The organism is Aquamicrobium soli (assembly GCF_042646345.1).
GTDB classification, from domain to species: domain Bacteria; phylum Pseudomonadota; class Alphaproteobacteria; order Rhizobiales; family Rhizobiaceae; genus Mesorhizobium; species Mesorhizobium soli_A.
This window is the reverse complement of the sequence record NZ_JBHRTK010000010.1, coordinates 212,390-232,812: the sequence shown is the minus strand read 5'-3', so window position 1 is coordinate 232,812 and position 20,423 is coordinate 212,390. Positions and strand designations below refer to the sequence as shown.

General features: G+C 67.3%; 16 protein-coding genes. 6 read left to right on the top strand and 10 right to left on the bottom strand.

Annotated elements, in window-relative coordinates; translation table 11 throughout:
• Positions 1–99: 99 nt before the first annotated feature.
• The 5 genes from ACFOHJ_RS08820 to ACFOHJ_RS08800 form a co-directional block, all read right to left on the bottom strand.
• The gene (locus ACFOHJ_RS08820) at positions 100–1,533 is read right to left on the bottom strand and encodes a glutamine synthetase family protein (protein WP_378220122.1); all 1,434 of its coding nucleotides are present in this window, start codon (positions 1,531–1,533) and stop codon (positions 100–102) included.
• A gap of 111 nt (positions 1,534–1,644) precedes the next feature.
• Complete coding sequence (gene pcaF / locus ACFOHJ_RS08815) at positions 1,645–2,850, bottom strand: 3-oxoadipyl-CoA thiolase (protein WP_378220121.1); 1,206 nt, start codon at positions 2,848–2,850, stop codon at positions 1,645–1,647.
• A gap of 86 nt (positions 2,851–2,936) precedes the next feature.
• Positions 2,937–4,163, bottom strand: a complete 1,227-nt coding sequence (locus tag ACFOHJ_RS08810) for a cyanate transporter (RefSeq protein ID WP_378220120.1) — start codon at positions 4,161–4,163, stop codon at positions 2,937–2,939.
• A 2-nt stretch (positions 4,164–4,165) separates the two neighbouring features.
• On the bottom strand, positions 4,166–4,633 hold the full coding sequence (locus tag ACFOHJ_RS08805; RefSeq protein WP_378220119.1) for a nucleoside deaminase: 468 nt from the start codon (positions 4,631–4,633) through the stop codon (positions 4,166–4,168).
• A gap of 16 nt (positions 4,634–4,649) precedes the next feature.
• Complete coding sequence (locus ACFOHJ_RS08800; protein WP_378220227.1) at positions 4,650–5,243, bottom strand: ankyrin repeat domain-containing protein; 594 nt, start codon at positions 5,241–5,243, stop codon at positions 4,650–4,652.
• 551 nt (positions 5,244–5,794) lie between these two features.
• Here ACFOHJ_RS08800 and ACFOHJ_RS08795 point away from each other — a divergent pair.
• The 6 genes from ACFOHJ_RS08795 to ACFOHJ_RS08770 all read left to right on the top strand — a co-directional run bounded on the left by ACFOHJ_RS08795 (position 5,795) and on the right by ACFOHJ_RS08770 (position 13,775).
• Positions 5,795–5,884: a potassium-transporting ATPase subunit F gene (locus tag ACFOHJ_RS08795; protein WP_378220118.1), complete on the top strand. Its 90-nt coding sequence runs from the start codon at positions 5,795–5,797 to the stop codon at positions 5,882–5,884.
• 64 nt (positions 5,885–5,948) lie between these two features.
• Complete coding sequence (kdpA, locus tag ACFOHJ_RS08790) at positions 5,949–7,652, top strand: potassium-transporting ATPase subunit KdpA (RefSeq protein ID WP_378220117.1); 1,704 nt, start codon at positions 5,949–5,951, stop codon at positions 7,650–7,652.
• A gap of 11 nt (positions 7,653–7,663) precedes the next feature.
• Entirely contained in the window at positions 7,664–9,715 is a 2,052-nt protein-coding gene (gene kdpB / locus ACFOHJ_RS08785) for a potassium-transporting ATPase subunit KdpB (RefSeq protein WP_378220116.1), read from the top strand.
• A 13-nt stretch (positions 9,716–9,728) separates the two neighbouring features.
• The gene (kdpC, locus tag ACFOHJ_RS08780; protein WP_378220115.1) at positions 9,729–10,298 is read left to right on the top strand and encodes a potassium-transporting ATPase subunit KdpC; all 570 of its coding nucleotides are present in this window, start codon (positions 9,729–9,731) and stop codon (positions 10,296–10,298) included.
• Positions 10,299–10,392: 94 nt separating this feature from the next.
• Positions 10,393–13,089, top strand: a complete 2,697-nt coding sequence (locus tag ACFOHJ_RS08775) for a DUF4118 domain-containing protein (protein ID WP_378220114.1) — start codon at positions 10,393–10,395, stop codon at positions 13,087–13,089.
• Positions 13,086–13,775 carry a response regulator gene (locus ACFOHJ_RS08770; protein WP_378220113.1) on the top strand — a complete coding sequence of 230 codons (690 nt, stop codon included), beginning with the start codon at positions 13,086–13,088 and terminating at the stop codon, positions 13,773–13,775. Before ACFOHJ_RS08775 ends, ACFOHJ_RS08770 begins: the two co-directional genes overlap by 4 nt.
• Positions 13,776–13,797: 22 nt before the next feature.
• On the opposite strand, the gene ACFOHJ_RS08765 is transcribed toward ACFOHJ_RS08770, so the two are convergent.
• The 5 genes from ACFOHJ_RS08765 to ACFOHJ_RS08745 all read right to left on the bottom strand — a co-directional run bounded on the left by ACFOHJ_RS08765 (position 13,798) and on the right by ACFOHJ_RS08745 (position 20,407).
• On the bottom strand, positions 13,798–15,189 hold the full coding sequence (locus ACFOHJ_RS08765; protein ID WP_378220112.1) for an ArnT family glycosyltransferase: 1,392 nt from the start codon (positions 15,187–15,189) through the stop codon (positions 13,798–13,800).
• Positions 15,186–15,935 carry a ChbG/HpnK family deacetylase gene (locus ACFOHJ_RS08760; RefSeq protein WP_378220111.1) on the bottom strand — a complete coding sequence of 250 codons (750 nt, stop codon included), beginning with the start codon at positions 15,933–15,935 and terminating at the stop codon, positions 15,186–15,188. Before ACFOHJ_RS08760 ends, ACFOHJ_RS08765 begins: the two co-directional genes overlap by 4 nt.
• A complete protein-coding gene (locus ACFOHJ_RS08755) occupies positions 15,919–16,899 on the bottom strand; it encodes a glycosyltransferase family 2 protein (protein WP_378220110.1) in 981 nt (326 codons plus the stop codon). The genes ACFOHJ_RS08760 and ACFOHJ_RS08755 overlap by 17 nt, the downstream gene beginning before the upstream one ends.
• Positions 16,896–17,276, bottom strand: coding sequence for a GtrA family protein (locus ACFOHJ_RS08750; RefSeq protein WP_378220109.1), 381 nt, complete (start codon positions 17,274–17,276; stop codon positions 16,896–16,898). The genes ACFOHJ_RS08755 and ACFOHJ_RS08750 overlap by 4 nt, the downstream gene beginning before the upstream one ends.
• Positions 17,277–17,407: 131 nt before the next feature.
• Positions 17,408–20,407, bottom strand: a complete 3,000-nt coding sequence (locus ACFOHJ_RS08745; RefSeq protein ID WP_378220108.1) for an aminotransferase class III-fold pyridoxal phosphate-dependent enzyme — start codon at positions 20,405–20,407, stop codon at positions 17,408–17,410.
• Between the last annotated feature and the right edge of the window lie 16 nt (positions 20,408–20,423).

Genomic DNA, 20,423 nt, shown 5'->3' with positions numbered 1-20,423 from the left:
ACTCCCCTACTCCCCTACTCCCCTACTCCCCTACTCCCCTACTCCCCTACTCCCCTACTCCCCTACTCCCCTACTCCCCTACTCCCCTACTCCCCTACCTCACACATTCAGCAACAGATACTCGCGCTCCCACGGGCTGATCACTTCCATGAACGTCTCGAACTCGGCGCGCTTGATGGCGGCGTAGGTGGTGGTGAAGGGGTTGCCGAGCATCTCGCAAAGCTCGTGGTCGGCTTCGAGCAGGTCCACGGCTTCGAGCAGGCCGCGCGGCAGATCGATCTGGTCCTCGTTGGCCGTGGTCACCACCGGCGGCGTCGCCACAGCCTTGTTCTTCATGCCGATCAGCCCGCAGGCGAGCGAGGCGGCCATGGCCAGATAGGGGTTGGCGTCCGACGAGGGGATGCGGTTCTCGACGCGTCTGGCCGCCGGGTCGGAGCGCGGCACGCGAAACGCCGTGGTGCGGTTGTCGTAGCCCCACATGGTGTTGACCGGCGCGGAGGCGCCCTGCGTCAGCCGCCGGTAGGAATTGACATAGGGCGCGAACATCGCCAGCGCGTTCGGCACGTGCTTCTGCATGCCGCCGATGAAGTGCGTGAAGGCTTCCGTTTCCGAGCCGTCGTCGGCGGTGAAGATGTTCCTGCCCGTCTTCTTGTCGATGATCGACTGGTGGATGTGCATGGCCGAGCCCGGCTGGCCCTGGATCGGCTTGGCCATGAAGGTGGCGTAGATCTCGTGCTTCAGCGCCGCCTCGCGGATGGTGCGCTTGAACATGAACACCTGGTCGGCAAGCTCGACCGGGTCGCCGTGCCGCAGGTTGATCTCGAGCTGGCCGGCACCCTCCTCGTGGATCAGCGTGTCGATCTCCAGCCCTTGGCTCTCGGAGAAATGGTAGATGTCGTCGATCAGCTCATCGAACTCGTTGACGCCGGCTATGGAATAACCGGCGCCGCCGCCGATGGCGCGGCCCGAGCGGCCGACCGGCGGGGTCAGCGGATAGTCGGGGTCGGGGTTCTTCTGGACCAGGTAGAATTCGATCTCGGGCGCCACCACCGGCTTCAGGCCGAGCTTGTCATAGGCGCCGATCACCCGCTTCAGCACGTTGCGCGGCGCGAAGGCGACGGAGCGCCCGTCCTGGTGGACGAGGTCGCAGATGGCGGCGGCGGTCGGATCCTCTTCCCAGGGCACCACGGTCAGGGTGGACAGGTCGGGCAGCAGCTTGAGGTCGCCGTCGTCTTCCGGGTACTGGAAGCCGTTGCCGTCTTCCGGGTAGCCGCCCGAGATCGTCGCCATGAACACGGCCGACGGCAGCGCCAGCGAGGTGTTGGAGGTGAATTTCTTCGACGGCATCATCTTGCCGCGGGGAATGCCGGCCTGGTCGGGCGTGATGCACTCGATGTCCTCGATGCCCCGATATTCCAGCCAGGCGCTGGCTTCCTTCCAGTTCCGGACACCGCGCAGGTTCTTGATGAAGGCGGGCGTGCGTACGCGACCGGCGCGGCTGGACGGTCGGACTTCCTTTTTGACGGGTGGCATTATTCACCAGATGGATTGAAGGTGGCCGAGTATAGGCGAGGCACGGCGAGAAAGGAAAGGGGGCGCGCGCCGGCTTTGTGGCGAGGGGAAAACGGCGCGGGTGGGGCGCGGTCAGGCGCGCTCCAGTGCGATGGCGATGCCTTGCCCGACGCCGATGCACATGGTGGCGAGCGCCAACCGGGCGCCGCGCTCGCGCAGTTCGAGCGCCGCCGTGCCGGTGATGCGCGCGCCAGACATGCCGAGCGGATGGCCGAGCGCGATGGCACCGCCGTTCGGATTGACGTGGGTGGCGTCCTGCGGGATACCGAGTTCCCGCAGCACGGCGATCCCCTGCGAGGCGAACGCCTCGTTGAGTTCGATGACGTCGAAATCGGCGGGCTCGAGGCCGAGCCGCGCGCACAGCTTCTTCGTCGCCGGGGCCGGCCCCATGCCCATGATGCGCGGGGGAACGCCGGCCACCGCCGCGCCGAGGACGCGGGCGATCGGCGTCAGTCCATGCCGCCTGGCCGCTTCCTCCGAGGCGACGATCAACGCGGCCGCGCCGTCGTTCACGCCCGAGGCGTTGCCGGCGGTCACCGTGCCGCCCTGCCGGAACGGCGCCGGCAACCTGGAAAGCGCTTCGACGGTGGTGCCGGGGCGCGGGTGCTCGTCGTGGTCGACGACGACCGGCTCGCCCTTGCGCTGGGGTAGCGTCACCGGCATGATTTCCTTGGCCAGCCGGCCGTTCTGCTGCGCGGCCACCGCCTTTTGCTGGCTGCGCGCGGCAAAGGCGTCCTGATCCGCCCGGGAGACGCCGAATTCCTCGGCGACGTTCTCGGCCGTTTCCGGCATCGATTCGATGCCGTACTGCGCCTTCATCAGCGGGTTGACGAAACGCCAGCCGATGGTCGTGTCGAAAATCTCGGCCTGGCGCGAAAAGGCGGTATCGGCCTTGGGCATGACGAAGGGCGCGCGGCTCATCGATTCGACGCCGCCGGCGATGAAAAGGTCGGCTTCGCCGGCCTTGATGGCGCGCGCGGCGGCGATGACGGCATCCATGCCGGAGCCGCACAGCCGGTTGACCGTGGCGCCGGGCACCGTTTGCGGCAGGCCGGCGACGAGCAGCGCCATGCGCGCCACGTTGCGGTTGTCCTCGCCGGCCTGGTTGGCGCAGCCGTAGACGACGTCGTCCACGGCCTGCCAGTCGACGGTCCGGTTCCGCTCCATCAGGGCTTTCATGGGGACGGCCGCGAGATCGTCGGCGCGCACCGACGACAGCGCGCCGCCGAAGCGGCCGATGGGCGTGCGGATATAGTCGCAGATGAAAGCCTCAGCCATGATACCCCTCGCGGTTCTTCTTCCTGTAGCGCATCGGGGCTGCCTGCCGCCACCCTTTCGTGCGGCCGGCGTGGCCCGCACGTGGCTCAGGAAGGAACGCGCCTGTCGACTGTCGGGGGAGGGGGCAGGGCGGCGTTCATGGCCTTGGCGTAACCTGCCGGGGAAACGCGCCAGTACAGCCCCGCGACCACGACGGCGCAGGCCAGATGCAGGAGCCAGCCGGCGGTAAAGCCGCCGGTGGCGTCGTGCAGCGCCGCCACGATCCATGGCGGCAGCGCCGTGATGAGGAAGCCGCCGCCCTGCATCAGCGCCGACAGCGCGCCGGCCTCGGCCGGGTCGGGCAGGTGATCGAGCGCGACGATCATCGACAGCGAGAAGCAGCCGCCGAGCCCGGCGCCCAGGATCGCCGCCCACAGCACCGGCGACGCCTCCGGCCAGAATGCCAGCGCGGCAAAGCCGATGGCCTGCATGGCAAGCGTCAGCCACAGCCAGCGCCTGAGGTCGTTGCTGCGGGCAAGCATGGGCAGGAACAGCGCTGCCAGTGCCTGGAAGACGGCCATGACCGCCATCAGCGTGCCGCTCGCGGCAGCGCTCCAGCCGTATTCGCGGTAGAAAGGAGCCAGCCAGGCGACGGCGGTGGAATAGCCGCCGTTGACGAGGCCGAAACAGGCCATGAGCAGCCAGACGCGTGGCCGCCGCAACAGCGCGAGCGCGCTCAGCCGGCCGTTGGCGGCACCGCCGTCGCGCGGCAGCGTGAAGACCGCCAGCAGCAGCGCCAGCACCGCCGGAATTGCCATCCAGGCGAGGCCGCTGTGCCAGTCGCCGGCCGCGTTCGCGACCAGCGGCGCGGCCTGCGCTCCGAGCGCGCCGCCGCCCATCAGCGCGGCCGAATAAAGCCCCATGACCATCCCGACATGGTGCGGGAACTGCTTCTTGACGATGCCGGGGAACACGGCCTGGATGACCGCCACGCCGACGCCGAGCAGCGCGGCCGTTCCCACCATCTGCCAGCCCTGCGTCGCGGTGAGCCGCAGCAGCGAGCCGATGACGAGCACGACCAGCGAGGCGATGACCGAGCGCCGCGCGCCGACGCGCGATTGCAGGAAGGGGCCGGCAAAGGCGAAGATGCCCATCAGGAACATCGGCACCAGCGTCAGCAGCGAGATGCCCTTGAGGTCGAGCCCGGTCTGCGCGGCGATATCGGCCGCCAGCGGCCCGATGCCGGTGATGAACGGCCTCAGGTTGAGGCCCACCAGGGCAACGGCCGCCAGCAGCAGCACGCGCGCGGCGCGCGAAGGTTCTGCGGAAGCCATGGTCAGGCCTGCCTGCTCCGCGCTTCGGTCCACTCGGCATAAAGGTCCGGCTTGCCCTGCGGCCGCACCGGCACATGGCGGATCGTCATGGACTGCTCGGCAAAGGGCTTGGCGAGGTCCTCGTAGATCGCCGCCGTCGAAAGCCCGAACGGCGTGCCCTCATCGTTGGAATAGGCGTAAGCAACCTTCTCGACGCCGGCAAGCCGCATCGCCGCCATACACATGGGGCAGGGGTGGCCGCTGGCATAGACGGCGCTGCCGCTGAGGTCCGGCGAGCCGAGCTTGTGGCTGGCGGCGCGCACGGCGTTCATTTCCGCGTGCGAGGTCGGGTCGTTGGTGGCGTGGATTTCGTTCACCGCCGTGGCGAGCACCGCCCCGTCCCGGACTAGGACGGCGCCGAACGGGCGGCCGCCCTTGCCGATATTGGCGCGTGCGAGTTCGATGGCTTCGCTGAGATAGTCTTCGGTCATGGCCTGGTTTCCTGTTTTAATGCGCGCCGGCTGCCACGAGGATGGCTTCGATCGCCTTGTAGCCGCCTGCGCGGGCATGCTGGAGCGGCGTCACTCCTTTGCCGTCGGCGAGGTTCACATCGGCTCCCGCCTTGACCAGCAGGTCGACGATCTGGCGATGCCGTTCGCCGCCGTCGCCCAGAATGATCGCCTCGAGCAGCGCCGTCCAATGCAGCTTGTTCACATGATCGACATCGACCCCGGCCTCGATCAGCGTGCGCACGGTCTCGACATGGCCGCGCTCCGACGCCGGTATGAGAGCGGTGCCGCCATAGCGGTTGGTGCTCTTGAGATCGGCGCCGTGCGCGAGCGTCAGCTTGAGGATTTCGAGATGGCCGCGCGCGCCGGCATAGAGATACGGGCTGTCCTCGATATTGTCCTTGGCGTTGACGTCGGCGCCGGCCTCGATCAGCGCCTTGGCGGATTCGACCTGGTTGGCGTGGGTGGCGACCAGTAGGGCCGTGGCGCCGCTGCCGTCCCGCGCGTCGATCGGCGTTCCGTCGGCAAGGAGCTTCTCGATGGCGGCGGTATCGCCGGCCTCGGCGGCGGCATGCAGGGCAGTGTTGCTCATGGCTTTTCCTGTCGTGGTGGCGAGAACGAATACGAACAGCAGCGCGATCGCGGCAAGGATGGATGAAAGACGATGCATTGTTCTGCTCCTGCCCGGTGCTGGGGCCTATGATTTTCCGGCTGCGGGGGCCGGGACAGTCCACAGTCCCGTCAGCGCCTGGCTTGGCGCTTTCCCGTTTCAGGTTAAATATGGATACAATTATTGTGTACAATAATTTTGTGCAGGCGGCAACCCCATTGAGGTCTGTGTAGCGAGCCCGGTCGCCGGACCCTTCCGGCCCAGCCTGCGGCATGGCCAAGCTCGGGCCGACAAGGCGGGCCTCTATATGAAAATACTATGAGCGCGCCTTCCGCCTGCCCTCGAAAACCTACGCCGACACGCCGAAGTCTACGGGCCTGAACACGGCCTGCATCGCCGGCTTTCGCGGCCTGGCAAGGGGCCGATGGAGAACGGTGCAATGCTCGACATACTGATGCTCGCGATCGGCCTCGGCGGCTTCGCCCTCCTTGCCCTCTACGGCCTCGCCGGCGAACGGCTCTGAGGAGGCGGCGGTGATCTTCGACTACGCGCTGGGCGGCTTCGCGGCCGCGCTCATCCTCGCCTACCTCGTCTATGCGCTGCTGCGCCCCGAAAGGTTCTGAGCATGTTTCCGGAACGCGGCTCCCGGTTTCGGGACAAGAACATGCCGAAAAAGAAAGACAACCCATGACCGTGAACGGCTGGCTCCAGATCGCGCTGTTCTGCGCGCTCGTCATTGCGCTGGTAAAACCGCTCGGCTGGTACATGACGCGGGTCATGGCGGGCGAGCGCACCTTCCTCTCGCCCGTCCTGCGGCCCGTCGAGCGCCTGTTCTATGCCGGCGCCGGCATCGACGAGCGGAAGGAGCAGCATTGGCTGACCTATCTTGCGGCGATGCTGGCCTTCAACGCGACAGGCTTCGTGCTTCTGTACGCCCTGCAACGCCTGCAGGGCTTCCTGCCGCTCAACCCGATGCAGATGGGGGCAGTGTCGCCGGATTCGGCCTTCAACACCGCCGTCAGCTTCGTCACCAACACCAACTGGCAGGGCTATGGCGGCGAAAGCAGCATGGGCTATCTCGTCCAGATGGCCGGGCTGACGGTGCAGAATTTCGTCTCGGCCGCGACCGGCATCGCCATCGCCATGGCGCTGATCCGCGGCTTCGCTAGCGCCTCGGCCAGGACGGTCGGCAATTTCTGGGCCGACCTGACGCGCGCGACGCTCTATGTGCTTTTGCCGCTGTCGATCCTCACCGCGCTGTTCTATGTCAGCCAGGGCGTTACCCAGACGCTCGGCGCCTCTGTCGACACCACCACATTGGAGGGTGCCAGGCAGACCATCGCCGTCGGTCCGACCGCCTCGCAGCTTGCGATAAAAATGCTCGGCACCAATGGCGGCGGCTTCTTCAACGCCAATTCAGCGCATCCGTTCGAGAATCCGACGGCGCTGACCAACCTGGTCGAGATGGTGTCGATCTTCTCCATCGGTGCGGCGCTGACCAATGTCTTCGGCCGCATGGTCGGCGACGAGCGCCAGGGCTGGGCGATCTTTGCGGCGATGGGCGTGCTCTTCCTCGCCGGTGTCGCCGTCGCCTACTGGGCGGAAGCCCAAGGCAATCCTGCCTTCGCAGCGCTCGGCATCGACGGCGGCAACATGGAAGGCAAGGAGGTGCGCTTCGGCATCGCCGCGTCTTCCCTGTTCGCGGTTGTCACCACGGCGGCCTCCTGCGGCGCGGTCAACGCCATGCTGGACTCTTTTACTCCGCTCGGCGGCCTGATCCCGTTCGTCAACATGCAGCTTGGCGAGGTCATCGTCGGCGGCGTCGGTGCCGGCCTGTACGGCATGCTGCTGTTCGTGATCCTGGCGATCTTCATCGCCGGGCTGATGGTCGGCCGCACGCCCGAATATCTCGGTAAGAAGATCGAGGCGAAGGAGGTGAAGATGGCGATGCTCGCCGTGCTGTCGCTGCCGCTCGCCATCCTCGGCTTCACCGCCGTGGCCGTCGTGCTGCCCGCCGGCCTTGCCTCGCTCGCCAATGCCGGCCCGCACGGCTATTCGGAAATCCTCTACGCCTACACCTCGGGTGCGGCCAACAACGGCAGCGCATTTGCCGGGCTTTCGGCCAACACGCCCTGGTACAACCTTACCATCGGCTTTGCGATGCTGATGGGCCGCTTCCTCGTCATCGTGCCGGTGCTGGCCATCGCCGGCTCGCTGGCGGCAAAGAAGACCGTGCCGGCTTCGGCGGGCACGTTGCCCACGCATAACGGCCTGTTCGTCGGCCTGCTCATCGGCGTCATCCTGATCGTCGGCGGCCTGACCTATTTCCCCGCACTCGCCGTCGGCCCGATCGTCGAGCATTTCGCCATGCTCGCCGGGCAGACCTTCTGAAGGCCTGTATCATGACCCGAACCACCGAAATCAGCGTCTTCGACCCCGCCATCGTCGGCCCGGCCATCCGCTCGGCCTTCGCCAAGCTCGATCCGCGCATCGAGATCCGCAATCCGGTGATGTTCGTGGTCGAGATCGTCGCCATGCTCACCACCCTGATTCTGCTGCGCGACCTCGTCTTCGGCGGTAGCCGGCTCGGCTTTTCCTTCCAGGTCATCCTGTGGCTGTGGTTCACGCTGCTGTTCGCCAATTTTGCGGAAGCCGTGGCCGAAGGGCGCGGCAAGGCGCAGGCCGACGCGCTGCGCCGAACGCGCACCGAGACCGATGCCAAGCGCCTCTCCCCCGATGGCTCGACCTACGAACTGGTGCCGGCGACCAGCCTCAAGGTCGGCGATGTCGTGGTCGTGGAGATCGGCGACATCATCCCCTCCGACGGCGAGGTGATTGAAGGCATCGCCTCGGTCAACGAGGCCGCGATCACCGGCGAATCCGCGCCCGTCATCCGTGAATCCGGTGGCGACCGCTCGGCCGTCACCGGCGGCACGCAGGTGCTGTCCGACCAGATCAAGGTGAGGATCACGGCGGCGGCCGGCTCGACCTTCCTCGACCGCATGATTTCGCTGGTCGAGGGCGCGCAGCGGCAGAAGACGCCGAACGAGATCGCCCTTAACATCCTGCTCGCCGGCATGACGCTGATCTTCGTGCTGGCCGTCGTCACCATTCCGAGCTTCGCCCACTATGCCGGCGGCGCTATCCCCGTCGTTTCGCTGGTCGCGCTGTTCGTGACGCTGATCCCGACCACCATCGGCGCGCTGTTGTCGGCCATCGGCATTGCCGGCATGGACCGGCTGGTGCGCTTCAACGTGCTCGCCATGTCCGGCCGCGCCGTCGAGGCGGCCGGCGATGTCGACACGCTGTTGCTCGACAAGACCGGCACGATTACGCTGGGCAACCGGCAGGCGACCGAGTTCCTGCCGCTCAAAGGTGTCAGCGAACGTGAACTGGCCGATGCCGCGCAGCTTTCCTCGCTGGCCGACGAGACGCCGGAAGGCCGCTCCATCGTCGTGCTCGCCAAGGAGAAATACGGCATCCGCGGCCGCGGGATGGGCGAGTTGCATGCGCATTTCGTGCCGTTTACCGCGCAGACGCGCATGAGCGGCGTCGATCTCGACGGCGCCAGTATCCGCAAGGGCGCGGTCGATGCGATGCTCGCCGACGCGCGCGTCGCGGTCGCGCATTCCAGGGAAGGCGTGCGCGAGTTGCAGCAGATCGCGCAGAGGGTGGGGAAATCCGGCGGCACGCCGCTGGCGGTGGCGCGCGACGGCCGACTGCTCGGCATCGTGCACCTGAAGGACATCGTCAAGGGCGGCATCCGCGAACGTTTCGCGGCGCTGCGCCAGATGGGCATCCGCACCGTCATGATCACCGGCGACAACCCGATGACGGCCGCCGCAATAGCGGCCGAGGCCGGCGTCGACGATTTTCTCGCCCAGGCGACGCCGGAAAACAAGCTGGAGCTGATCCGCGCCGAACAGGCCAAGGGCAAGTTGGTCGCCATGTGCGGCGACGGCACCAACGACGCGCCGGCGCTGGCGCAGGCCGATGTCGGCGTGGCGATGAACACCGGCACGGTGGCCGCGCGCGAGGCCGGCAACATGGTCGACCTCGACAGCGATCCGACCAAGCTGATCGAGGTGGTGGAGATCGGCAAGCAGTTGCTGATGACGCGCGGTTCGCTGACCACCTTCTCCATCGCCAACGACGTTGCGAAATACTTCGCCATCATCCCGGCGATGTTCGTCGCCTTCTATCCGCAGCTCCAGGCGCTCAACATCATGCGGCTCTCCTCGCCCGAGAGCGCAATCCTGTCGGCCATCATCTTCAACGCGCTGGTCATCATCGCGCTGATCCCGCTGGCGCTGAAGGGCGTTAAATACCGCGCCATCGGCGCCGCCGCGCTGCTGCGGCGCAACCTGCTGATCTACGGCCTCGGCGGCATGATCGTGCCGTTCCTCGGAATCAAGGCGATCGATCTCGTCATCACCGCCGTCGGCCTTGCCTGAAAGGACAGTCGAAATGTACGCTTATATCCGCCCCGCCCTGTTCATGATCGCGGCGTTCATCGTCCTCACAGGTCTCGTCTATCCGCTGGCCGTCACCGGCATCGCGCAGGCAGTTTTTCCGGTTCAGGCGAACGGCAGCCTGATAGAGCGCGGCGGCCATGTCGTCGGCTCGGCGCTGATCGGCCAGGCGTTCAGCGCCGACCGCTATTTCCACCCGCGCCCGTCCGCCGCCGGCAGCGGCTACGACGCCTCCAGTTCCGGCGGCTCCAACCTCGGCCCGACCAGCGCCAGGCTGGTCGCGCGGGTGAAGGCCGATGCCGGAGCGCTGGAGAAGGAAAATCCCGGAACGCCGGTTCCGGTCGACCTCGTCACCGCTTCGGGCAGCGGCCTCGATCCGGACATTTCGCCGGAAGCGGCCCTTTTCCAGGTGCCGCGTGTCGCCAAGGCGCGCGGGCTGGCGCAGGAGGCCGTGAAGACGCTCGTTTCTTCGCATATCGAACAGCGATCCGGCGGCCTGCTCGGCGAGCCGAGGGTGAATGTGCTGGAACTCAACCTCGCGCTGGATGCGACCAAGCCGCAATGACGCTAAACGCCCCTTGCGCAATCGCCGGATGGTGGCAATGCTCCGGCGTCGCCGCCGGCGACAGCACTGAAAGGGCGGCTTGAGGGCACGACCGATGCCGGACCAGAATGGCGAACCCAAGCGTCCCGACCCCGAGGCTCTTCTGCGCGAAGCGGCGACGGAGACGCGCGGCCACCTGAAGGTGTTCCTCGGCGCGGCCCCCGGCGTCGGCAAGACCTACGAGATGTTGCTGTCCGCTGCCGCCCAGAGGCGCGCCGGCGTTGATGTCGTTATCGGCCTGATCGAGACGCATGGGCGCGTCGAGACCGAGGCGTTGGTCTACGGTTTCGAGTTCGTGCCGCTGAGGCAGGTCCACTACAATGGCCGGCGCATGGAGGAGATGGACCTCGACGCCATCCTGGCGCGCAGGCCGGCGCTGGTGCTGGTCGACGAACTGGCGCACTCCAACGCGCCCGCAAGCCGGCATCCGAAACGCTACCAGGACGTCGAGGATCTGCTTGCAGCCGGCATCGACGTCTACACGGCCGTCAACATCCAGCATCTGGAAAGCCTCAACGACGTCGTCCAGCAGATCACCCGTATCCAGGTCCGCGAAACCGTGCCGGACGCCTTCATCGACCGGGCGGACGAGATCGAGGTGATCGACCTCACCCCGGCCGACCTGATCCAGCGGCTGAAGGAGGGCAAGGTCTATGTCCCCGGCACGGCCGAACGCGCGCTGGCGCATTATTTCTCGGCCGGCAACCTGACGGCGTTGCGGGAACTGGCGCTGCGCCGCACCGCCCAGCGTGTCGACCAGCAACTGCTCTCCCACATGCAGGCGCACGCGATCTCCGGCCCCTGGTCGGCTGGAGACCGCATCCTCGTCGTCATCAACGAGGACCCGAAGGCGGCGGCGCTGGTACGCTATGCGCGCCGCATGGCGGAACGGCTGCGTGCGCCGTGGACCGCGCTCTATGTCGAGACGCCGCATTCGCTGCGCCTCCACGAACCGGCGCGTGACCGCATCGCCGAGGCGTTGCGCATGGCTGAGCGGCTGGGCGGAGAGGCGGTGACGGTGCCCGGCCGCGAACTGGCCGGGGAAATCCTCGACTATGCGGCCAGGAACAATTTCAGCCATCTGGTCATCGGCCGCAGCGAGCGCTCGCGCCTGCGCGAATTGCTGTCCGGCTCGATCACTAACGAGATCGTGCGGCGAGCCGGCAATGTCGCCGTCCACGTCGTCAGCGGCGACGAGCGCGAAGCCCCAGTGGCAAAGGGCGTCGACACGCGCGCGGCCGCTGCGTCGTTCGACGTGCGGCCCTATCTGGTCAGCGCCGTGCTGGTTGCCGTCGCGGTCGGGTGCGGGGAGGGGCTCGCCCGCTTCCTCAACGTGCAGAACATCGCGCTGGTCTTCCTTACCGCCGTGCTGGTCAGCGCCGTCGCCTTCGGCCTGGGGGCTGCGCTGTTTGCCAGCCTGCTCAGCGTTCTCGCCTTCAACCTGTTCTTCCTGCCGCCCTATTTCAGCATCACCATTTCCGACCCCGAGAACGTGGTGGCGCTGTTCTTCTTCCTGGTGGTGGCGCTGGTCGCCTCCAACCTTACGGCCAGCGTGCGCGCGCAGGCGATGATGGCGCGACGGCGCGCCCGCATCACCGAGGACCTCTACCTGTTCAGCCGCAAGCTTGCGGGCATCGCCTCGATGGATGACCTCCTGTGGGCGATTTCCTCGCAGGTCGCCTCCATGCTGAAGGTGCGGGTCGTGCTGTTCCTGCACGAGAACGGCACGCTCGAGCTCAAGACCGCCTGGCCGCCCGAGGACGTTGCCGAGGAAGCCGACCTGGCGGCGGCGAAATGGTCGTGGGAGAACAACCGGCCGGCCGGGCGCGGCGCCGACACGCTGCCGGGCGCGAAGCGGTTGTTCCTGCCGATGCGGACGGGGCGCGGCCCGGTGGCGGTGATCGGCATCGACAGCGACAAGCAGGGTCCGTTGCTCGACCCCGACGGGCAGCGCCTGCTCGACGCCCTGTCGGACCAGGCGGCCCTTGCCATCGAGCGCATCACCCTGTCGGAGGATTTCGACAAGGCGCAGCGCGCTGTCGAGCGCGACCGGTTGCAGGCGGCGCTGCTCACCTCCATCTCGCACGACCTGAGGACGCCGCTCGCCTCGATCCTCGGCGCGGCGGACGGGCTGGCGGCGCTGCCGGACCTGACGGCGGACGACCGCAGGGCGCTTCTTTCCACTATCCAGGAGGAAGCGGAGCGGCTGAATCGCTTCATCGCCAACCTGCTCGACATGACCAGGCTGGAATCGGGCGCGGTGGTGCCGACCATGGCGCTGGTCGATATCGGTGAGGTGGTCGGCAGCACGTTGCGGCGCGCGGATCGGATTTTGGCCGGCCATCGCGTAGAGACGGCGCTGGCGCCGGACCTGCCCATGGTGAAGCTGGACCCTGTCCTGTTCGAGCAGGTGCTGTTCAACCTTCTCGACAACGCCGCGAAATACGCCTGCGCCGGAACGACGATCCGCATCGACGCCAGGCGCGACGGCGCGACGGTCAGCCTGCGGGTGATGGACGAAGGGCCGGGCATCCCCGAAGCGGACAAGGAGCGGGTGTTCGACAAGTTCTACCGTATCCGCAAATCCGACAGCCAGCGCGCCGGCACCGGCCTGGGTCTTGCCATCTGTCGCGGCTTCGTCGAGGCGATGGCGGGAACGATCGAGGTCAGTACCCGGACGGGTAGCAGGGGCGCGGTCTTTACCATTACCCTGCCGGTACCGGAAACCGGCCAGCGGGAGGCGTCGCCATGACCACGAATGCCGCCACGATCCTGGTCGTCGACGACGAACCGCCGATCCGCCGCCTGTTGCGTACCAGCCTTGCCTCGCAGGGTTTTCAGGTAACGGAAGCCTCGAACGGCGAGGGCGCCCTTGCCGAGGCCGGGCGCTCCCCTCCCGATCTCGTCATCCTCGACCTCGGCCTGCCCGACATGGACGGCGCCGACGTGATCCGCGCCTTGCGCGAGGGCGGCAACGCCGTGCCGATCCTCGTCCTGTCGAGCCGCGCCGACGAGCACGGCAAGGTCGAGGCGCTCGATCTCGGCGCCGACGACTACGTGACCAAGCCGTTCGGCACGGCGGAACTGTTTGCCCGCATCCGTGCCGCGCTCAGGCACCGGCTGCAGCAGAAGGGCGAGCCGCCGACCTTCCGCAGCGGCGACCTCGAAGTCGATCTGGTACGCCGCGTCGTGTGCGTGCGCGGCGAGGAGGTGAAGCTGACGCCGAAGGAATACGACATCCTGCGCATGCTGGTCGCCCATGCCGGCAAGGTGCTTACCCACCGCATGCTGATGCGCGAGGTCTGGGGCGGCGAGACCGACGTGCAGTATCTGCGCATTTATGTCCGCCAGCTACGCCAGAAGATCGAGGCCGACCCGGAGCGGCCGTATCATATCCTGACGGAAACCGGGGTCGGCTATCGCCTGCGCATGGATTGAGCAGCGCGGGCGGGAAGCCCGCTCATTCCTTGACGAAGAGCAGGTATTTCCGGTCCTCGGCGACGAATTGCAGCGTATCGCCGACGGCCGCGACGGCCTCCTCGCGCTTGCGTTTCGGCACCAGCACGCCGTCTCCCGGCGAGAGCCACCCGGCAAGCCCGGCCGGGGTGCCGATCCGGGTGATCTTGCCCTGCGTATAGAACTCGGCCGAGAAACTGCGGGATTCGAGGATGGCGAGGCGGCCATGGCCCGGGTAGGCCGCGACCAGGTAGGCCTCGGTCGGCAGCGCCGAACGGCCGGCCGGGGTCAGGCAGGCGATGCTGAGCCCGACCGAGATCAGCAGCATGGCGGCGACGCCCAGCGTCAGTTCCCGCGCGCCGGACGAGCCGGTGCGCTGCCAGAGCAGGACGGCCAGCAGGGCCGCTGCCGGTATTCCCGGCAGCACATAGGCCAAAAGCACGTTCGCGGCCGCCGTGAAAAACACCATCGGCGTGAGGGCGAACAGGAGGAGATAAAGATGGAGCGGAGCCTGTTCGGTCGGCGCGGCGCCGCTTTTTCGCAGGCGCCAGGCCAGCACCGGAAGCGACAGGCTCCAGGGCAGTGCGGCGCCGAGCCAGAACAGCCAGATCGCGCCGCGGAAATGCTCGCGCCCGGCCCCGTAAAGGTCGCCCTTCCAGCCGGGCTGCAGGAAGCGCTGGATATGCTCGCCGATCAGGAAGTAGTGCAGGAAGCCCGGCGTAGCGATTTCGGCCGCCACGTACCACGGCACCGACAGGACGAGGCAGGCTACCGTCCCGGCGACCCAGGGAAGGCGCGCGAGATTTTTCCATTCCCTGTACCAGGCCACCCACACGAAAATCGGCAGCAGCGACAGGATGACGGCGATCGGCCCCTTGGCCAGCAGGCCGATGGCGAGCCCGAGGAAGAACAGCCACCCCCAGGCGCGGCTTCCCCTGATGCCGCCGTAGAAGCCGGCCATGCTGGCGGTGACGCCGAGCGTCAGCACCATGTCGGTCTGGACGAAGGCGGACGAGACGAAGAACACGGCGGAACTGGCGGCGACCAGCGTCGCGATCGACGCGGTTTTCCGGTCGGTGAAGGCCGAGGCCCACAGCCACAGGATGGCGAGCGTTGCGATGGCGGCCAAGAGGATGCCGAGCCGCGCGGCAAAGGGCGACGGGCCGAACATTTCGATGCCGAGCGCGGACAGCCAGGTGTGCAGCGGCGGCTTTGCCCAGAACGGCACGCCATAGTCGAACTGGGGGGTGATCCAGTTGCCGGTCTCGACCATCTTGCGGGCGATTTCGGCGTAACGGGCTTCCGTAGAATCGGTGAGCGGCACCCACAGCATGGCCAGAAGCCGGGCGGCGAGCAGCAGGACCAGTCCCCAGAGGATGGCGCGGTTCCTTGTCATCGTGGAGCACTTTCACGCAGGATTTCGGTTTCGGCCGCGCGGCTTTCCGGGGCATGGCCGGGGCACTGTAAGGGGTCGGCCGCATCGCCGGGATGCAGCATCAGGAGGCATTCCTTGTCCGCCGCTTCCAACAGGCGCGGCAGCCATGTGCGCACGCTGGCCGGGTCGTCGAGGCGCAGGAAGCCCGAAAAGTCGCGGTTCACCGGCCAGCCGGCCGAGGTGAAGACCGCCCGCGCCCGTGCGGCCAATGCCATGATCAGAACCACCTTCGGCCCGCCGGCCGCGAGGTTGAGCATCCGCTCCCGCCAGGCGGCGGGCAGGGGAACGCGCATCCACGTTGCCGGCTCGCGGGGCAGGCGTGCCGCCAGCGGCGCCATCGCGGGGAAACAGTGGCAATGCTGGTGGCCGTCGTAGAAGTCGGGGCCTGAGCCGAAAAGCGAGACGAAGTCGCGCGCCTGCCGGTCGAACGCAGCCGCGGCGGCGTCGACCAGCCCCTTGCCGGGCAGCGGCTGCATCAGCGTGGCCAGCGGCCAGGTCGGGGCGCCGCCGGCAAAGGGCTGCGTCAGGTTCAGGTGCAGGCCGACCTTCGCGCCGGCCTGCCGCAAGGCCCGCAGCCGCTCCAGCGCTCCGGGCTCGATGGCGTCGTTGATCATGACCGAGGTGCCGTCGAGCCGGTCGGCCTCGATCAGCGAGAGGATGACTTGGTCGTGCCGGCGCCCCAGGCCGAAGTCATCCGCGATCCTCAAGCGCGTCCTCCCCCCGGCTGATGTCTTCGGCCAGAATGTAGATCGGCCGCTTCTTGGCCTCGAGGACGGATTTCCCGACATATTCGCCGAGCAGGCCGAGAAAGATCATCTGGATGCCGCCGAAGAAGGCGATCAGCGCAAGCACCGAGGCGATGCCGGCGGGCACCGTCGGGAAAAAGAAGTGCTGGATGATGACGTAGATGCCGTATGCCGCGCTGAACGTGGCGATCGCGATGCCCGCCATCGCCATCAGGCGCAGCGGCGTCGTGGTGAAGCTGGTGATGGCGTCGAGCGTCATCGACAGCAGCCGCAGGGGGTTGTAGCTGCTCGTCCCGCGCAGGCGCGGCGGCGGCTGGAACGGCAGCGCGACCTGGCGGAAGCCGACCCAGGCATAGAGCCCCTTCATGAAGCGGTCCGTCTCCGGCAGGCTGCGCAGGGCGGTCATGATCCGCCGGTTGATTAGGCGGAAATCGCCGGCATCCTGATGGATCTTGTAGCGCAAATTGCGGTTCATGACCCAGAAGAACGTCCGTGCCAGCGCGGCCTTCATCAGCCCTTCGGACTGGCGGCGGCTTGACTTGTAGGCGTAGACGCTGTCGGCGCCCTCGGTCAGCCAGATGCGGACGAAATCGGAAATCATTTCCGGCGGGTGCTGGAGGTCGGCGTCCATCAGCACCGCCGCATCGGCGTAATCGGCGGCGTCGATGCCGGCCGACAGCGCAGCCTCCTTGCCGAAATTGCGGGACAGTTGGAGAAGGCGAACGTGCCGCTCGCCGAAATCGTATTCCCTGAGCAGCGAAAAGGAATCGTCCCGGCTGCCGTCGTCGACAAATATGTAGTCGACCCGGATCGAGAATTTTTCCTGGATATCGTCAGCCTCGGTGGAGAGCTTTTCGAGGAAATCGGCCAGGGACAGGGATTCGTTGTAAATCGGGGCGACTATGCAAAGTATCTTCTTCGTCATGATAATTTCTTTGAAAAAGTCACGGTTGAGGAAATGACGAAATTCATGAGCGAAGCGAGCCCGATCGCCAGGAAAAGCGCGATCGCCAGGGCCAGGCCGGCATAGAGGAACGCCTTCAGGAGCACCGCGCGCAGCAGGAAGACCAGCAAGGTCACGGCAATGAAGAGGAGAAACCGGTAAGCGGTGTTCCCGTGCGCTTCAGGAAAGGTGATGTGGCGGTGGAACAGGAAGACGACGCAGGAGCTCAGGATCATCGACAGTCCGAGAGCGACGGCGGGGTCGACACCGAAGACATTGTTCAGCGAGATGGTCGAAACATAGTCTATGACCGCGCCGATCAACGATCCACTGGCGAAAATCGAGATTCTTTTTAGCATGGAAGTGCTTATGGTCCGGGAGCCCCTGCCGGGGCCATTATATTAGCGCCGGTTGATGGCGGCATATAGGCACGATCCGCGCTCCAAGAGCAAGATGAGGGAACGGCATCCGACGGGATGATCGTGCGCCTCTATGGCTGGATTTCGGCCAGCGCCGTGTCCAGCGCTGCGCAGATCGTATCGACGCCTTCGGCATCGATGGTGAGCGGCGGGCGTATCTTGAGGACGTTGTCGGCCGGCCCTTCGCGGCCGATCAGGATGCGCATCTCGCGCAGCCGGTTGATGGCGTGGTCGGCGATCGCCGTGGCCGGCGCGCGGCTGTCGCGGTCCTCGACGAGGTCGACGCCGGTGAAAAGCCCGAACCCCCGCACCTCGCCGATACAGGCATGGCGATCCTGCAACGCACGCAGCCCCGAAAGAAGCCGGTTGCCGACAATGGCGGCGTTTTGTTGTAGGCCTTCGTCGTCGACGATGTCCAGCACCTCCTTGCCGATCAGGCACGACAGGTTGGAGCCGCCGAAGGTCGAGAAGAATTCGGCGCCTTGCGCGAAGCGGTCGGCGATTTCGCGCGTGGTGATCACCACCCCGAGGGGGTGGCCGTTGCCGATCGGCTTGCCCAGCACGACGATGTCGGGAACGACGCCCTGCTGCTCGAAGGCGAAATAAGCGTCGCCGAGGCGGCCGAGGCCGGTCTGGACCTCGTCGGCGATGCAGATGCCGCCGGCGGAGCGGATGCGGGCATAGACCGAGGCGAGATAGCCGGCTGGCGGGATGATCTGGCCGGCGACGCTGGGAAAGACTTCGCCGATGAAACCGGCGAGGAGGCCGCCTCCGGCGGCGATCTCCTCGAGGGCGTCGTCGACCTGCGCGGCATAGCGTTCGCCGCAGGCCGGGTCGTCGGCACGGAAGCGGCCACGATAGTCGTCGGCCACGTCGACCAGGTGAACCCAGGGCTGGCGCCCGCCCATCCCCGGCTTGTTGAACTTGTAGGCCGAGATCGCCGTCGCGCCGGTGGTGTTGCCGTGATAGCCGTGGTCCGGCGTCACGATGTCGTAGCCGCCGGAAGCGGCACGGGCGAGGCGCAGCGCCAGTTCGTTGGCCTCCGAGCCCGAATTGACGAAGAAGCACACCTCCAGTCCGGCCGGCATCTTGGAGATCAGCTTCTGCGCGAAGGCCCGCTGGGCGGGATGCAGGTAGCGGGTGTTGGCGTTCATCCGCGCCAGTTGGCTGGCCGCCACGGCGCGAATCCTGGGGTGGGCATGGCCGACATGCGGGACGTTGTTGTAGGCGTCGAGATAGGGCCGGCCCCACTGGTCGAACAAATGATGCTTCCAGCCGCGCACGAACATGACCGGCTGGCGGTAGCTGAGCTTCAGGTTGGCGGCGAAATGCGCCTGCCGGTAGTCGAGCAGTTCGGCTTCGTCGGTCGCGGCAAAGGCGACATGGTCGTCCGCGAGGTTGAGCAGCGCCGCCGGGTTCGGGAATCGGGCTAGCAGCGCCGCGCGGTCGTCGGCATCGGCGACGCCGTCCCAGTCGCGGTCGTTGTCGAAGCCCATTTGCAGATGCAGGTGAGGCGCCCAGCCGCCGTTGTCCGCGAGCGTCCCGATATGGGCGAAAACTTCGCCGGCGGCGATACGCTGGCCGGGCTTGAGCCCCGCGCAATCGGCGGCCAGGTGTCCCCACAGCGTGAACAGGGAACCGGCCGGCGTGTCGTGGCGCAGCACGACCATGCCGCCATAGCCTTGCGCGCCTTCCTCGCTTCCCGCCGTGATCACCGTGCCCGCCAGCGGGGCGCGCAGCGCCGTGCCGGCCGGTGCGAAAAGGTCGACGCCCAGATGCACGGTGCGGCGGTTGGACGCTTTCGTCGGGCCGACGAAGGCGCCTTCGGTGTAGACCAGCCTCGGTTCGCCGTGGCGTCCGATCCAGCACGGCTCGGCGACGCCGAGCGTCGCCGCCTCTGCCGGGGTCAGCGCGAAGGGGTTTTCCGGCGTCAGGCTGCCCGATGGCGAAAGGTCGTGGACCGTAAAGGCCGCGACGTCGGCCTCGACGACCGGCGAGAAGCGATGCCGCTCGGCGGCAAGCCAGGCGAGGATCGCCGGCGCCTCGGGGGTGACCGGCAGCCTGCAGGCCAGCCGCAGCCGCTGCAGGATGCGCGCCGCGTCGAGGTCGGTGCGTTCCAGGAGCCGCCAGGCCGGCGCCTGCGATATGGTGACGTAGGGGTCGTCGGGCCTGGCCCTAGCCTCGACGGTCGAGTTGACGGCGCTGACCGCCAGCCGCATCCGCACCAGCGGCCACAGCATCGCCAGTTCGGCTTCGGTCAGCGGGAAGGCGGCATGGTAGCCGGCGGTGAGCGCGGCCAGCGCCTGTTCGGCGTCAGGGCGGTCGAGGATCGCATAGGCGGCGATGATCGCCAGGTCGCAGATCACCGGCGCGCGCGTCATGTCGCCGAAGTCGATGAAGCCGGCGACGGCGGTCTGCGCGGCGACCTGTTGGCGGATCAGGATGTTCCAGTCGTTGAGGTCGTTGTGGATGGCCTGCTGCGGCAGTCGTTCAAGCGCGGGGCGCAGCTCCTCGAAGCCCTCCAGCGCCGCCTGCACGAGAGGGCGGCGCGCCTCCGGCAGGAGCGGCAGATGCGCGGCGATCCAGCCGCCGTCGGGAAGCCGCCATTTCTGCGGGCGGTCGAGTTGCGGGTGCTCGAACCCCTGTAGCGTGCGGCTGAGCCGCCCCGCCGCGCGGCCGAGTTCTTCCAGCAGCGGCAGCGATTGCGGCGCGAGCGCGCCCAGCGCCTTGCCGGGCAGGGCGCGTTGCGCCCAGGCGATACGCTCCTGCCCGCTATCGTCGCGCAGGGTGAGGGGCTCGCCGACGATTTCCGGCAGCGGCAGGTGCGGATCGACGGAAAGGGCGTGGCGGATCGCCTCGATCTGCATGGCGACATAGGCGGGGTCGCAACCGGCGCGCATCACCTTGACGATGATCGGGCCGTTGTTGCCCCGAGCCCGGAAGTTCAGGTCGTATTCGCCGACCAGCCGCTCCATCGGCCACACGCAGCCGAAATGTGCGGCAACCGCCTCCAGCCAGCCCTCGATCCCCAACTCCAGCCCCCTTGCCGTTTCCGGCGACATCTCGATCATCGCGGTAGACCCCGAC